This is a genomic window from Bacillus cereus group sp. N11, assembly GCF_016483605.1.
Classification (GTDB): domain Bacteria; phylum Bacillota; class Bacilli; order Bacillales; family Bacillaceae_G; genus Bacillus_A; species Bacillus_A toyonensis.
Genome location: NZ_JAEHBN010000007.1, coordinates 37,971 through 53,298, shown reverse-complemented (window position 1 = coordinate 53,298; position 15,328 = coordinate 37,971). Strand labels below are relative to the sequence as shown.

Below are 15,328 nucleotides of genomic sequence, written 5' to 3'. Positions count from 1 at the left end.
GCCACTGTTATACAACAACGGCCTTTTCGTAACATCTTCCAAAATTAAAAATGAAATTATATCAAATACAACTTTACATTTCAGAGGTAGCACTTCCCTTCACCGATAGCTCCTTTTCTCTTCCTTTACGAAAAGTGAGTGCCATTCCTACAAAAATAAGGACAATCCCTGCAACTTGCATACTAGTCGGTCTAAATCCGGTAAAGACCGTATCTAACAAAATTGCAACAGCAGGATCTAAAAACACTAATACAGAAATAAGTCTCGTCGATAAATCTCTTAAACTGTCAAAAAACAAGTAATATACAAACCCAGTATGTATAAGTCCTGTTGCCGTTATCATCATCCAGTTCGTCTCTGTTAAACCTTGAAACTGTCCGAAATCCACAAATGGTAACAATAAAAATATACCTAAAAACGTTTGTACAAATGTCATCGCATATGCACTCGTATGCTTGATTCCTTTTCCTAATAAAGTCGTAAAAGCATAAAATAACGCTGCAAGTAGTGCCCATACCATTCCAGATGACATGAGTTTCTCGAGCGACACACTTCCATCTACTCCAGCTACTAAAACCGTGCCGAGGAAACAAATGACAATGGACATAACGGCAAACGCTGTTAGCCTCTCTTTAAATACGATACTCCCAATCATTAATACGATAATTGGAGCGAGATGATAGACAGAAATTGCAATTGTAATTGACATAACTTCAAACGCTTTAAATAGAAATACCCAGTTAAAAACGAGAAATACGCCGCACGCTAATATTTGCACAATCTCTTTTTTATTCCACTTTTCATTTTTATATTGTCCGGTCACTAACCAACATAACGCTAAAAATATAGTTGCACAAATACAACGAACAAATACTAATTCAAAAGACGGTAAACCTGTTTGGACAGAAAAAAATCCAATTGATCCGAAAATAGACATCGAAAGGATCATTTTTATAGCCGGCATTGATTTTTTATTGTACACCCTTTCTCTCCTCCTACAATCACTCTCTTATAAAACTAAAAATTCTAAAAACATTACTTATTATTATATATTACAATCAAAAAATTGTAAAAAACTAGAATATAACGAGTGACATCCACACAAAATTTTCATAATAAAAAATCATCCTTTTGTATTCCATAGGATGATTTTTTATACGTATTGAGAGGTCTATATATTTATAAAGACTTACATATACTCTACTATTTTTGAAGAGTAAATTGGGAAACTATCTGTTTTAGTCCTCCTGCTACGTTGTGCAGATGTTCAATTGAAGTCGAAATCTCTTGAACAGATTTTTCTTGCTGTTGAATAGACTCTTTTACCCTATCAGTTCGATCAGATGATCTTTGAGAAATTTGCGCCATATCTTCTGTAGAAGCAGAAATCTCCTCACTACTCGCTGCAATTTCATCTGTAGACATAGATACCGTTTGAATTTGCTCAGATACTTGCTGCACTTTTTCTGTAATAGTTCCAAATACTTTTTCTGTATGCATTACTACTTGTGTACCTGCCTGTACCTCATTATCTACTTTCCCCATCATATGTACCGTATGATTCGTTGTTCCCATAACTTGAGTAATAAGCTTCTCAATTTGTTTAGCAGAATCACTAGATTGTTCTGCTAATTTTCGTACTTCATCTGCCACAATTGCAAATCCTCTACCACTTTCTCCAGCACGTGCAGCCTCAATTGCGGCGTTTAATGCTAATAAGTTAATCTGAGAGGTAATACCTTGCATAACATCAATGATTTTAACAATTTCTTCTGATTGTTCTTTCATCGTCTCTACTTGTTTCACACCGCTATGTACTGAATTTTGGATTGTATCCATCTGCTGAATCATTTGTTTCATTAATTTGTTACCACTCTCTGCATCTAATGCTGATTGAGCAGACAATTCATTTACAGAGGATGATGTATTCACTATGCTCTGCATTCCTTGTGTTAACTCTTCCATCGCACCCGCAGTCTGTTCCATTGCTTGCATTTGGCTCTCTGCGCCATTGGCAACTTCTTCAATATCCATAGTGATTTTCTTTGCTGCACCGCTAGATACTTCTGATGCAGATACTACTCCGTCTGCATGTTGGAATAAAAGCTGAATATTATTCTCTACTTCTTGCATATTTGTTCTTAGCCCTGCAATCATCTCGTTAAAATCACTTACTAATATACCTAATTCATCTTTAGCATTATAATCACCATGTACAGTTAAATCTCCCTCTTTTGCTCTTTCCATCATACGACTAACCGTTTGTAAAGGAGCAACTATAAGCTTGCTAATAATATAACTTACTATACATATAATGATTGTAGTAACTACTGCAAGAATGATAAAGGTAATAACGGACCGATCTATCATTTTTTGAGAATCTTTAAATACTTGGTCAGCTAAGTTTGAAACATAAGTTTCTAAATCTACAGCATAACCAGCTAACTCTACTCCCTTCGGTTTTAAGTCCTTTTGAAATTCGTTTACCATTTGAGATTCATTTGTTCCCTTCGCTTTGTCAAACAACTTCTTATATGTCTCCATATAACTTGGCAAAGATTTCTTCATCTTCTGAAACAGCTCATCCTCTTGCTTACTTAAATTAACGCCATCATCATATTCTTTTAATAAAGAATCATATTTTTTAAGATCCTTTTCAACATTACTAATAATCCCTTCTTTATTTGTCCCCTCATTTTGTGACGTTGTAATTAATTCTAGTAAGTTATATTCTAGTGAATTTTGTGTACGAAGCATTCCTTCTAATATAACTGCAGAATTTTGATAATCATCTACTACAATCTCTGTATCGCGCTTAATCTTATTAATAGAATTAATTGCTACACAGCTCATAATTGTCATGCCCAAAACTGCTAATGAGATAAGTAAGAATAATTTATGTTTCACTTTTAAATTTTGTAAAAAATACATATTTCCACCTTTATTCCTTTATATATAGATTTTTAGAATTTTATAGCTTATTATTTACAAAATCTCAATAAAAAGCAATGATAAATATTCCCAATACCAAACTGATATTTCTATAAACAAGAAGTAGCATAATCGCTACTTCTTGTTTTTTTGTTTCTCATATTGTTCAAACGTATGAATTCTTTCGAAAATTGGTGGATGTGTGTATAAGAAAAATTTGACTAACGCAGGTGGATTCACTTGGCTTAAGCTTGTTTTTGATAAATATTGAAAAGTTCTCACACCAGATTTCCCATCTTTCGTCATATTTAAAGCGTATTGATCTGCCGCTCGTTCTTCTATTCGTGAAACGTAGTTTGTTGCTGGTTGTGATGCAAAAGATAATAAAGAGGAAATTAAGAAAAACAAAGGTAAAATTGAAAAACATGCCATTTTGGAAATTTGCAGCGTATCTCCCCATTTTCGAATACACATATTTAAAATACGACTAATTAAATACATACCTATAAACGATATGAAAATATAACTCGCAACGCCCCAATATATATGTTTCATTACGTAATGTCCCATTTCATGGGCCATAATAAATAAAATCTCTTTATCTTTTAATTGCTTAAGCGTTGTATCCCACATTACAATACGCGAGTTAAGGCCAATTCCTGTTACATATGCATTTAACGAATTCGTTTTTTCCGACATATTTACTTCATATACGTGTTTAGCAGGAATGTCAGCTTTGTCTGCCATCGCTAAAATTTTCGTTTCTAACTCTTTATTTTTCAGCGTCGAGAAGTCATTGTAAAGCGGATCAATAATAACAGGTTGCACGAACGTTAAGAAAATTGTAAACGGTACAGAGAGTGCCCATCCTGCTAGCCACCATCTCTTCGGAAATTTACGGATAAGCCATAAAAGAACTGTAACAATGAGTAACATCGTCGCATAATTAACCCAAAAATCGATAACGTGATCTTTTATCCAGCTTTGTGTACTTTGCGTGGAAATACCGTAATCAACGGACACTTTACGGCCGATCCATTGCATCGGTAATGCAAGAATGGTTGTCAGTAGTGATAAATAAAAGAAATAAATCGCAATTTGTAAGACATTTATTTTGGTCGTTTCCTTCGACCACTTCTCAAACTTTTTTGAAATACCGAGCACGAGTACAAATAATAAAATAATCCATTCAAGGGGCGTCGCTAAAAAGAAAAGTAAATTTTTCACGCGCGAATAATCTTGGCTTAGCGTAAGCTCTTTCGCATTCATAAAGGTTTCTGGATCTGCACTCGTTCCTTTATACATGTCCGGAATGAGTTCATGATTCCATCCAAATAAATACCAATATATAAATAACGCAAATCCAACGTACAAAAAAAGCGACCACCCAATAACTTTCCTCACGTTATTCCCTCCTCTATGCTGCCTGTCTATTATTATTGTAAGTTCGTACATGCTAAATTAGAACAAGCTAATTACGAGAATTGCTCGAGAGCCTTCTATTTACATAAAGTGAAACTTTAATCAGTGGGGGTTTTCTTCATCCCCCACTGATTATTAGCCTTCACCAATCGGGCTTTTACGGGCAGTTGATCCCCCGCCTAACTTCTTTGCTGTCACTGAATTTTGAGGTGGGAGTCTTACTGCCCGTTAATGCGGGATAAAAAAAACTCTTCTACATAAGAAGAGTTTTACCTATTTTTAGACACTTTCCTCGGTTCATAATTCGGAATAAGAAAAGCACTTACAAACCAGCACATTAAACCAGCGCCTTTTACATATTTTACATATTCATAGTCTTGAAAAAATAGCGTCGTTATAATAATCGTAAAAAAACCTACTAAAACAAATATATACCCTATTTGTTTCTTCGATAACATAAATACTTATCCCCCTTAAGGCAGTACATCTATTAACAAACTGAAATCTTGTACAGAAAAAGAACTATATTTCATAATACCTTGTACAGCTAAAAGTAAAACAAGACCGATCACACACATATAGTTAACACTTTCGTCACCCTTTTTTTCAGTAACCATGCCACCACTTATACATAAGACCCCTAATAAATGGAGCGCTAAATACATGAAAAAGTAGGCTTCCTCCCAGCGGAGAATAACATTTACTGTCGTTATTAGCACTATGCTAAGTAAAATCAAATAAAAAAACTTATTTGATGATATTGTTTCATTCATATAATTTTATACATTCCTTTCAAATTTAGAATTAATGATGTCTCAAAGCTATAAAGTAAATGATTGTTTTCATACCATAAAACAAAAGGAAAGCTCCCATTACTTTCGCGAATACTTTATGAACCCGCACATACTTCTCTTCATTTTTTCTGAAGATACGCTTCATCATTGCTTCTAACATTAGACCGAATATTATTAAAATCCCTAATACAATAAGAAGAGAAATAATATTTTCTTTTAAATGAGTACTAGAAAATAAGTAATACTCCGGAAACACAATTGTATCTACTACAGGTTAAAAAGCCAATGACAAAAGCCTTTATCACACATATCTGTAATAGACGTAGCATCTATAATGTCTTTCAATATTTTTTCAATCGTTTTCTTCGTCTCATTTATCTCCCACTACATCTGCAAAACTCTCTACCTGCTCTGCGTATATAACTGGCACTTCTTTACTCCAGTATTTGCGGTTAACAAATAAAAAGATGAGTACTAAATTTAATCCTGTTATAAAAATAATCAGTCCTGGAAAGAACGTCGTATAGTTTGAGAAATCTGCAAAACTCATGATCTTTTCTCTACTTACTAGGAACGATGCACAAAGTACAAATGTATTATTTAACATATGTATCGCAATTGGCATGAGTAAGCTTTTCGTACGAATATATACGATTGATAATACGATACTAAATACGGCGGCACCGAGAAAATCGACATGTAATATCGCAAATAAAAGTGCCACTGCAATCATCGCTATACTCGTTCCCCATTTCGCAGCAAAGCGCTGAAGTAAAAATCCACGAAAAACAAATTCTCCAATAATAGGTGCGATAAATACAACCATAATAAATTGATATATATATCCCCCGGCACTATCTACAATCGGTTTGTGTAAAGCATTCATAATAAAATCTGGTGTAATCCATGCAAAGCTGTACATGTATAAAATCAGATACCCGTAACTGAACATGCACAACATAATCGTAATGTATATAACTTGCACCAAGTTAAATGTTTCATTTTTATTAAGAAATAATGAAAATGAAACACGGTGCTTTCTATACTCATAAAAAATCCATGCAATCGGAAGGATATAAAATATAAGTATATTTATAAAAGATGAATTTTGTATATGAAATGTACTTTCTAGCAATTTTTCACTACTTCTCGCTACTAAAATTAATAGTGCAAATACAATTAAAAAATATCTAGCTCGCATCATTTGAAACGGATTCACACTCATCTCCTCCCCTATGTTACTTTTATCATATCATTTGATTCTTAATTTTTTATAAAAGAAAACCTTAAATTTTCCTTAAAAATTCCATATGTTACAAAAAGATGATATGATATTCGAGGAAATTAAGGGGGATTCTTATGTATCAAGCAAATATATTACTCGTCGATGATGAAACAGCAATTTTACAACTACTAACTACCATTCTTGAAAAAGAAGGTTTTTCTCATATTACAACTGCAACATCAGCTGAATTAGCTTTATCTCTCATCGAACAAAACAATTACGATTTAATTATTTTAGATGTCATGCTTCCTGGACAATCTGGTTTTGATATTTGTCCAATTATTCGCCAACAAACAGATTGTCCGATTTTCTTCCTATCAGCGAAGGCATCTGATCTAGATAAAATATCTGGATTTTCATACGGTGCAGATGATTATATTACGAAGCCATTTAATCCATTAGAAGTCGTAGCTCGTATGAAAGCACAACTTCGAAGACATATGAAACAAACCGTACCACACGAACAAAAAGCACACTCCATTTCATTTGGGAGATTTGAAATTGATCAACATTCCGCAGAACTTACAGTAAATGGACACGTTGTCGAATGTTCCGCTCAACTGTTTCAACTACTACTCTTCTTTTGTGAGAATCCGAACTACGTATTTTCGAAAGAAGAAATATACGAAAAAGTTTGGGGAGCACCCGCCTATAATGGCGATGACAATACTGTTATGGTCCACATTCGAAAGCTACGCGAAAAAATTGAACAAGACCCAAGTAAACCAGAATACATAAAAACTGTTCGCGGACTTGGCTATAAGTTCGTTACAAAGTAGGGTGACAATATGAATCTTAATAAACGACTTATCATCCAATTTATACTGCAACACGTTTTTGTTTTAGTTACATTACTTATTGCTGTAGTCGCTGCTTTCACTTATTTAATTTTTCTTGTTACTAGTATTTCATACGAACCTAATATTCCGGATTCTGATAGTTTTACAATTTCAAGATATATCTCTTCAGAAGATGGCGATATTACGTTAAAAAAGGAAGTAAAAGATTTAATTAAAGAGAAAAATGATTGGATTCAGATTGTAGAAGAAAACGGCAAAGTCCTCTATCAATTTAATACACCAAGTGATGTCCCAACTTCTTATACGAAAACATCTTTACTCGCACATATACAGAATCATATAGAAAGCCCTTATACATTTACATATTGGGAAATTGAAGTAGAAGAAAAAAACGTACTTGTTATTTATGGCGGTATGTTAAAAAGTAATGCATTACTAAAAACAATTCAGAAAGAACACCCTTCTGTATCTACAGATTCGTTCACATTAACGGAACAAGAAAAACAGCTACTCTCTAAAGAAAAAGCAACAATGCAAATATTTAATCATAATGGCGAAGAGGTTTTTTCCTATCCGACTGGAAAGAAAAAAACACTTTCAACAATACAGACTGCTCTTAACGAAAAAGAACCGTGGAATCATAAAGAAAACACGTCTAGCTTTTACGATGCAAATAGCGGTCAGCTTCTCGTCATTACCGCAAAAAATGAACGCTACTACCCAGATGATGAAATTGAGGATATATTTACTAAGAAGTTTCTAATTGGATGTGGATTAATCCTTCTTATCGTCTTTGTTTATTTAGTCATTCTATCTATTTGGTACGGAAATAAGTTCGGGAAACCGTTACTACACGCAATGCGTTGGCTTAAAAATATCGCTGGTGGAAAATATGAAGAGCCTGTTAATAAAAAAGGAAAACCAGTTCGATTCAGGCGATCTGGTAAAGAAAAATGGTCATTTCGCTTATTTAGAGATGTTACTAGCTCACTAGAGCACCTTTCAATTACACTCAAAAAAAATGATGCGATGAGGCAAGTACTGCAGCAAACACGTGAAGAATGGATTACCGGTCTAACGCACGATTTAAAAACACCACTTAGCTCTATATATGGCTACGCATTATTACTAGAATCAAAGCAGTATAACTGGACTGATCGTGACATGCAGCAATTCGGCAGCGTTATGAAAGAGAAATCTCAATATATGACTACACTAATTGACGATTTAAGCTTAACGTATCAATTAAAAAATAACAGCCTTCCTGCCCAGCACGTAAACATTGAAATGAATCAATTCGTCCAAAAAGTATTATTACAATTTATTAATAATCCGACACTGCAAAATCAAAATATTGAATTCGTACCGAGCTCAAATAAAATTCAATATTTCATTGAAGAAAAATGGTTCCAGCGTATTATCGAAAACTTACTAGCAAACGCTGTGAAACATAATAATGAAACGACAAACGTAATCGTAAAGCTTTCGCAGGATGTAAATTCATTTACACTATCTATTTCAGATAACGGAAAAGGAATGGACGATAAAACGAAAGAACTTCTATTCGAGCGATATTACAGAGGAACGAATACAGAAGAAAGCAACATCGGAACCGGACTTGGTCTCGCCATTACGAAGCAGCTCGTTCATGCCCATAACGGGACAATTTCTATTGATAGTGAACTCGGGAAAGGAACGACGATTGTTCTTGTATTTCCGTTTCGTTCGTAGGAAAGGCGCTATGTGGCGTCTTTTCTCTTTTGGAGTGATTTTTTGGTAAATGAAATTATGTCGCGTGTCTTTTATCAGTGGTTCGTCGGTAAAAGAAATTATATCGGCGCAACTCGAAATATATCAGCGTTTTTTCAAATATATCGACCGCAACTCAAAATATATCAGCGATTTTCCAGATATATCGATTTGTCGACAAAAATCATCAAATATAGCAATCTATATGATAAGAGGATCTGTATTTCATACTTCTTACAAAAAACAATTCAATATTCTCCCCGTATTACGGCTAAAAAAGCGAACCTCTCTGGTTCGCTTTTCCCCCTATTATTTCTTCTTCACTGGTAGCCAAAGTTCAATTTGAGCAAACTCACTTTTATCTGCATGGGAACGCTCATCATATAGTTCAAACTCTGTAACGCCGCAATGTTCATAGCCTGAATGCGGGAACCATTCTGAGAATACAGCATTCCACGTTTGGTGAATAGACGCTACCATTTCTTCATGAGGAACTTTCGGCGTTGTAAATACGGCATATGTCGCTGCTGGGAATGTACGCTTTGCAATTTCATTTGGTACATTTTCAAAGCCTGTAACTTCCATTCCGATAATATAAGTGAAGTCCCCTGTTTCTAAATTAAAATCAGTACATAATCCAAGCTCTACCCATTGACTCGTATCTTTACGATTCGGAATTGTCGTTCCAAGATCTTTTTGTAAATATTCTTGCCAAAATGCTGGAATGTCTTGGTGGTTTTTCCCTTCTTTACTTGTCGTCTTCAGTTCATAACCTGCCATTAAAAATTCTGGTTTATTTACAATACGATATTCCATTTGTATGCCCCCTAAATACGGATTTAATTTTCTTTGTTTTACATTCACACTGTAATACATCGGTGTTTCAATTTCTTGTTTTCGATATTCACTCGGTGTCATTTGAAATAATTTTTTAAAGGCCCTCGTGAACGTTTCATGAGATTGAAAGCCATGCTCAAACGCGATATCAATAACTTTTTCATCCGTATGAGAAAGTTGATAAGCTGCCCGGGCTAACCTCCTCTTTCGAACATACTCCATTACCGTATCACCTACTAACGCCTGAAATACACGATGAAAATGCGACTCAGAAAAACCTGCAATGCGAGCTAAATTACGCAGCGTCTGTTTTTCCATTACATCTTCCTCAATATAATCAATGGACCTTTGAATTTGTGTTTCATAGCTTTCCATCTCTGTTCACCCGCCTTATATGTATTATGATAAAAGAGAATCCTATCCAATTCTTGACGTTTTTTACTATAATTTTAAAAACAAATGTAACTTTTTTATATGTATTTCGTTGTTATGTATGAAGGGAGGGAAATTAGTGAAACGCAAACAATCATTAGAAGACATTTATTCAGATCATATGCATGATTTATTTCGCTATCTTCTCTCCCTAACCGGAGATTCCCACTACGCGGAAGATCTTATGCAAGAAACATTTTACCGAATGCTCGTCCATATTGACTATTATAAAGGAGAAGAAATTAGACCTTGGTTATTTACAATTGCCTACAACGCCTTTATCGATTGGTACCGAAAAGAGAAAAAATATAAAATAACGAAAATTGAAGAATTCCATTTACCAAACGTGCCAAGTACAGAGCACTCTTATTTTGTAAAACATGAGATTGCTAGTTGGTTAGAAGGTTTATCTTCTCTTCCGCTCGAAAGACGAAATGTCCTGTTACTACGAGATTACTACGGATTCTCTTATAAGGAAATAGCAGAAATGACTGGTCTCTCATTAGCGAAAGTAAAAATTGAATTACACCGCGGACGAAAAGAAGCGAAAAGCATAAAGGAGTGATACAGATGGGTTGTGCAGAGTTTAAAAAACTTTGGGAGAAATATGAAAAAGGAACGCTCACACGTGATGAGCAAGAACAGTTAGAAAGTCATATAGAAACTTGTGCAGAATGTGAAGCTCATTTAGATGAATTACTTACGAAGAGTGAACCCGTAAAGAAAAAATTACCGCCAAAAGATCTTAAAGTTCCTTTTTGGAGAATTAAGTGGAAACATCGGTTACAAACGTTTGGTTTTATATTATCCATTTGCATCGTTATATATATAATCGGCGGGGTATTATCAGCCTTTTATTTTCAAGCTAATAATGATAAAAGGCTAGAAGAAATTAGAGAGGTTCCTTCACTTGCACTTGAAGCAACGATCCCAAATAGCCGCGTTATGGGGGGCGGAACAAGTGTAGAAGCTTTTTTCCGTACGAACAGCAGCTTTGATTTAGTAAGAACCGTCGGTAAAAAAGAAATGCCACTCGGTACAGTAGAAACAAAAAGCTTCTTATCATCTGTAGATGTCACGAAACAAACTTGGATGAATCCGTTCTATCAACCAAAGCTTTTCTTTGTTCATCCTAAAACAAAGCAGGGTGATGATTTAAAGGATTCCTCAAAAAAAGTATGGGATACACTTGCAAAAGTACATGATGGCACGGTTGCAGAAGTAGCAATTTCTTTTGATAAAGCTTACACTTTAAAAGAATTAGAACCGCTTTTATATAGCATATTTGAAGCACAAGAACTCCCCCCAACTCCTGTATGGTACGCTTTAGATACAGGACAAGAAAGAAAAAATGCAGAAGACTATATCCTCCATGGCGGAGAAACTATAGGATTTCCAGAACATGTAAGATTCCTCGGTAATGAAACTGACAGGCAGAAAACGCAAGAAGACAAAGTAATCGAAATGATGCGCGTCCTTTCTACCCATAAAAAAACGGTAAGCAAAATAGCTGCGCTTCCAGAAAACGAACTAAACTTAGATAAACGTTATCAATATGTAAAAGATAACGGCGTAAAAGTATATGGCATTGTCATTACCGGCCCGTCGAAAGAATTATTAAAATTACAAAACTCCCCGCACGTACGTTATGCGACTCTTGGAGATATTGAAGTTTGGAATTGGTTTGATAATTAACAGGAAAGAAGTAGAGCATCCAAAAGTGATGCTCTACTTCTTTTTAATTAGAAATCACTTTCACATACATCCCTCTCACCGATTTTTCATAAGCGATATCGCTCATCTCTCTTATTTTTTCTGATACGACAGATGACTGAACGATTTTCCCTTCACGAAGTAATGGCGGGTCAATAAGACGGACTTTATTTTTCTGATGTAAATCATACTCACTTCTATCTTCTCTTACTTTTACATTTGGATGGACTTTTCTTAATAAAGCATGTACTTCTGAATCGTTACATAGCTGCAATTTTACTATAAGCTCATGATCTTCAAGAAGAAAATCATCTGCATGAATAACTTGTTTATGAAGAGCTAACTTTAACGTCTTAGCTAACATATCATTTCCGTAAATATTAGTTGGTTGCATAAAGAAATCGATTACTTCTTTGTAATACGTTTCTGTAAACCATTCTGCCATTTTGATATTTTGAAGAACCATTTTCCCATCTACTTCGATGACATCCGATAAAAAATTGTGAACTTCTTCTAAAGAAACATATCCGCATGTATACATATCTCGTAATGTGTAATCCACCCGGTCTGCACATAATTCCGGCGCGGATCTTTCCAGTAACGTCCACTTCGAATCATCTAACAAAATATCTTCATAGTTATAACCATACTTTGAAAGAATTGCTGGAATTTCTGAGTTTTTCACAACAGAACTAAATATCTCTTCATGATAACTTTCATTCATATTATCAAAAACGTAATCTATTACATGAGAAAAAGTAGTATGTGATACGTCATGCAGTAAACCAGCAATCTGTTCTTCTACTGAACCACCTAGTTTTTTAACTAACAACATAACACCAACTGAATGATCAAAGCGCGTTACATTCCATTTCTCGTTCATTAAGTAACTTGCTCCGGCTTGATGAATCCCCTTCAACCTTTGCACTGGTTTACTTAAAATTAATTCTTTTAACACTTGATCTACTTCAAATTCTCCGTATAGTACATCTGATATGATCACTTACAGTCCCCCTTTTCAAGCAGAGTCTTTTTATAATATCTCTTTTTTAAAGAAGAGTAAATATACTATTCTGTCATTCCAATATGAACGTTCTGTTTTCAAAAAAGCGGTCCTCTATTCTCATCAAGTTAAATCATAAAAATTAAAATATTCCCACAGTTCTTCTTTTTTGTTTTAATAGATTCATAAATGCATATTCATTTAAAAACAGAAATAATTGGAAATCGCTTCACCATTATAGTATGAAAGGTCGGATAACTATGGATAGTTATTTTCCAAAAGCGGGGAAGCTCATTGGTGGAATCATTATACTTCTTATTTTACTTTCATCTCTTTGGCTTATATGGATCGGAGAAACAAACATTCGTTACAGTGGGGATCATACGGGCACACTGCCTTTTTGGAACAAGTGGATCCCTGTTATTGTCGGTATACTCCTTGTTCGTTTCTTACCATCTCATCATAAAAACTATAATCCCCTTCAACAATTTGAACTAAGGCGCATCATAATTCAAACTGTTATTTTATTCTCGAGTGGTTCCCTCTTCACGATTTGTCTCCTCACCACGAACTTTGAAGGAATGACATTACAATTGTGGTTTATGATATTTAAAATTATTTTATTATTATTCACTCCATTCATGCTTCTTTTGTTTTATAAAAGTAACCCCGAAAAAGAACGACAAAAGCCTGTAAAATCAACGGGAGGTAATAGATGGTATCGGTTTACACCACTTATTGTCATTATAGTCTGGGGTTACTTCAACTTCTTTTCTACATTCTCTACACCATTTGTTTCAGCGAGAATGGAACCCACGATTTTAATCTTAATTTTACTTGTAGGATTTCTTATAAATAGTGTACTGGAAGAGCTTTTTTATAGAGTTTGGTTGCAAACACGTTTGGAACTATTACTAGGTACTTGGCCGGCTATACTTCTTACATCATTGTTATGGGCAAGCTGGCATATTGCATTACACGGCTCTGGTCATTGGGATATTGATACAGCTACGGTCATTGTGAACCATGGTATCGTAGGTCTATTCCTTGGATATTTGTGGGCGCGTTATCGCAAGGTATGGGTAATTATTATTGTTCATGGATTAATTAATGCACATCCACAACAACTAATTGAGATTATATTCAAGTAAAGGTCGCGATTACGAAATAAAAAATAAAAGGGATTATACATATTAATCATGTATAATCCCTTTTATTTAACCTTATTCAAACGTAACTTCTACCTGCACAATCTCCGACCTACTACCAAGTCTAAGCGGCGGTCCCCAAAATCCGAATCCAGAAGAAACAATTGCGTGGAATGCGCCTTTTTGTGCGTATCCCCAGTCTAGCTCGTACATTCTTCTCGTTACAATATGATTTGGTGCCATTTGTCCGCGGTGCGTGTGACCGGATAATAATAAGTCTACACCTGCCGCTGCTGCTTGTTTTAACTCGAATGGCTGGTGATCCATCGCTATAACAGGCATCGATTTATCCACTGTATTCATAAGTTGTTCAAAGCTTTGGCGATCTCGCTCTGTTTTATCTCTTCTTCCAACGAGATAAAAGCCATCTTCAATTGTGATCACTTCATCTAAAAGAATACGAATATCAATCTTATCCATCTCTTGTAAAAACTCTGGAACCGCTCTGCCGTAGTATTCATGGTTTCCTAAAACACCATATACGCCTAATGGAGCTTTCATTTGTTTCATAATATGACCCATGTTTTTTTGAATGAATACTCCTGGATGATCATCGATAATATCACCTGGCAGTAAAATAATATCAGGTTCCATTTCATTTACATGACGAACAAGTCTTTTCAAATGCGAAACGCCAGACAGTTTACCGAAATGCATATCAGAAGCCATCGCAATACGTAAACTTTTACGCCCCTCTACCTTTTTCGGTATGTGCACTTCGTATTTTCTTACTACTGGACTATACGCATTAAATACTCCATATGCAAAGATAAAGATAAACGCAGCTAACACAGCCGCCCCTGTCCAAATAATTGCTGTTTCTTTCTCAACCGAAAACTGTAAAAGAAAGACTGTTATATCAGCTAACGGCAATAACATAAGGGCGTATTGTATGACTGCAAACCAAATTGAACCAATCGTTCGAAGGAATGGGAGAAACTTAAACACTTGCACGAGAATATACGCATAAGAAATAAATCCGACTACGAAAGCATAATACCCCCAGGACTCCCAGCCAAATACTGCATGAAGCCAAACCCATCCGTTCCAGCCGATGTAAAACATAAGTAGCGTGTATATAATTAACATAGTAAATATATTGAAATAACGAAGATTCTTCACAGCTAGCCTCCTTATTGATTTCTTCTATTATA

14 protein-coding genes and 2 pseudogenes are annotated in these 15,328 nt (G+C 34.9%); 5 read left to right on the top strand and 11 right to left on the bottom strand.

Features of this window, described 5'->3' with window-relative positions; translation table 11 throughout:
• Positions 1–73: 73 nt before the first annotated feature.
• The 8 genes and pseudogenes from JDS98_RS13055 to JDS98_RS13025 form a co-directional block, all read right to left on the bottom strand.
• A complete protein-coding gene (locus JDS98_RS13055; protein ID WP_000282397.1) occupies positions 74–982 on the bottom strand; it encodes a DMT family transporter in 909 nt (302 codons plus the stop codon).
• Positions 983–1,203: 221 nt separating this feature from the next.
• A complete protein-coding gene (locus JDS98_RS30875) occupies positions 1,204–1,995 on the bottom strand; it encodes a methyl-accepting chemotaxis protein (RefSeq protein ID WP_404841128.1) in 792 nt (263 codons plus the stop codon).
• A gap of 156 nt (positions 1,996–2,151) precedes the next feature.
• Positions 2,152–2,931 (bottom strand): annotated as a pseudogene (locus tag JDS98_RS30870) (MCP four helix bundle domain-containing protein); the annotation flags it as partial.
• Positions 2,932–3,066: 135 nt separating this feature from the next.
• The gene (locus JDS98_RS13045; protein ID WP_199633964.1) at positions 3,067–4,335 is read right to left on the bottom strand and encodes a M48 family metallopeptidase; all 1,269 of its coding nucleotides are present in this window, start codon (positions 4,333–4,335) and stop codon (positions 3,067–3,069) included.
• Between the two features lie 287 nt (positions 4,336–4,622).
• Complete coding sequence (locus JDS98_RS13040; protein ID WP_000949414.1) at positions 4,623–4,811, bottom strand: hypothetical protein; 189 nt, start codon at positions 4,809–4,811, stop codon at positions 4,623–4,625.
• A gap of 15 nt (positions 4,812–4,826) precedes the next feature.
• Positions 4,827–5,126: a hypothetical protein gene (locus tag JDS98_RS13035; protein ID WP_002105543.1), complete on the bottom strand. Its 300-nt coding sequence runs from the start codon at positions 5,124–5,126 to the stop codon at positions 4,827–4,829.
• A gap of 31 nt (positions 5,127–5,157) precedes the next feature.
• Positions 5,158–5,456: pseudogene (locus JDS98_RS13030) on the bottom strand (malate synthase).
• A 61-nt stretch (positions 5,457–5,517) separates the two neighbouring features.
• Positions 5,518–6,366 (bottom strand): CPBP family intramembrane glutamic endopeptidase, encoded by an 849-nt coding sequence (locus JDS98_RS13025; RefSeq protein ID WP_001067942.1) that lies wholly within the window; start codon positions 6,364–6,366, stop codon positions 5,518–5,520.
• A 140-nt stretch (positions 6,367–6,506) separates the two neighbouring features.
• Here JDS98_RS13025 and JDS98_RS13020 point away from each other — a divergent pair, with 140 nt between their 5' ends.
• On the top strand, positions 6,507–7,211 hold the full coding sequence (locus JDS98_RS13020; RefSeq protein WP_000283866.1) for a response regulator transcription factor: 705 nt from the start codon (positions 6,507–6,509) through the stop codon (positions 7,209–7,211).
• Between the two features lie 9 nt (positions 7,212–7,220).
• Positions 7,221–8,963, top strand: coding sequence for an ATP-binding response regulator (locus tag JDS98_RS13015; RefSeq protein ID WP_199633963.1), 1,743 nt, complete (start codon positions 7,221–7,223; stop codon positions 8,961–8,963).
• Between the two features lie 327 nt (positions 8,964–9,290).
• On the opposite strand, the gene JDS98_RS13010 is transcribed toward JDS98_RS13015, so the two are convergent.
• Entirely contained in the window at positions 9,291–10,193 is a 903-nt protein-coding gene (locus JDS98_RS13010) for an AraC family transcriptional regulator (protein WP_199633962.1), read from the bottom strand.
• Between the two features lie 118 nt (positions 10,194–10,311).
• Between JDS98_RS13010 and JDS98_RS13005 the strand changes: the two genes are divergently transcribed.
• Positions 10,312–10,815, top strand: coding sequence for an RNA polymerase sigma factor (locus tag JDS98_RS13005; protein ID WP_138921140.1), 504 nt, complete (start codon positions 10,312–10,314; stop codon positions 10,813–10,815).
• A gap of 5 nt (positions 10,816–10,820) precedes the next feature.
• A complete protein-coding gene (locus JDS98_RS13000) occupies positions 10,821–11,945 on the top strand; it encodes an anti-sigma factor (RefSeq protein WP_199633961.1) in 1,125 nt (374 codons plus the stop codon).
• A gap of 43 nt (positions 11,946–11,988) precedes the next feature.
• On the opposite strand, the gene JDS98_RS12995 is transcribed toward JDS98_RS13000, so the two are convergent.
• Positions 11,989–12,966, bottom strand: coding sequence for an HD domain-containing protein (locus tag JDS98_RS12995; protein ID WP_199633960.1), 978 nt, complete (start codon positions 12,964–12,966; stop codon positions 11,989–11,991).
• Between the two features lie 260 nt (positions 12,967–13,226).
• Between JDS98_RS12995 and JDS98_RS12990 the strand changes: the two genes are divergently transcribed.
• Positions 13,227–14,117: a CPBP family intramembrane glutamic endopeptidase gene (locus JDS98_RS12990; RefSeq protein ID WP_000378921.1), complete on the top strand. Its 891-nt coding sequence runs from the start codon at positions 13,227–13,229 to the stop codon at positions 14,115–14,117.
• Between the two features lie 72 nt (positions 14,118–14,189).
• Here JDS98_RS12990 and JDS98_RS12985 read toward each other — a convergent pair whose 3' ends face one another.
• Positions 14,190–15,296, bottom strand: coding sequence for a metallophosphoesterase (locus tag JDS98_RS12985; RefSeq protein WP_097958844.1), 1,107 nt, complete (start codon positions 15,294–15,296; stop codon positions 14,190–14,192).
• Positions 15,297–15,328 lie beyond the last annotated feature (32 nt).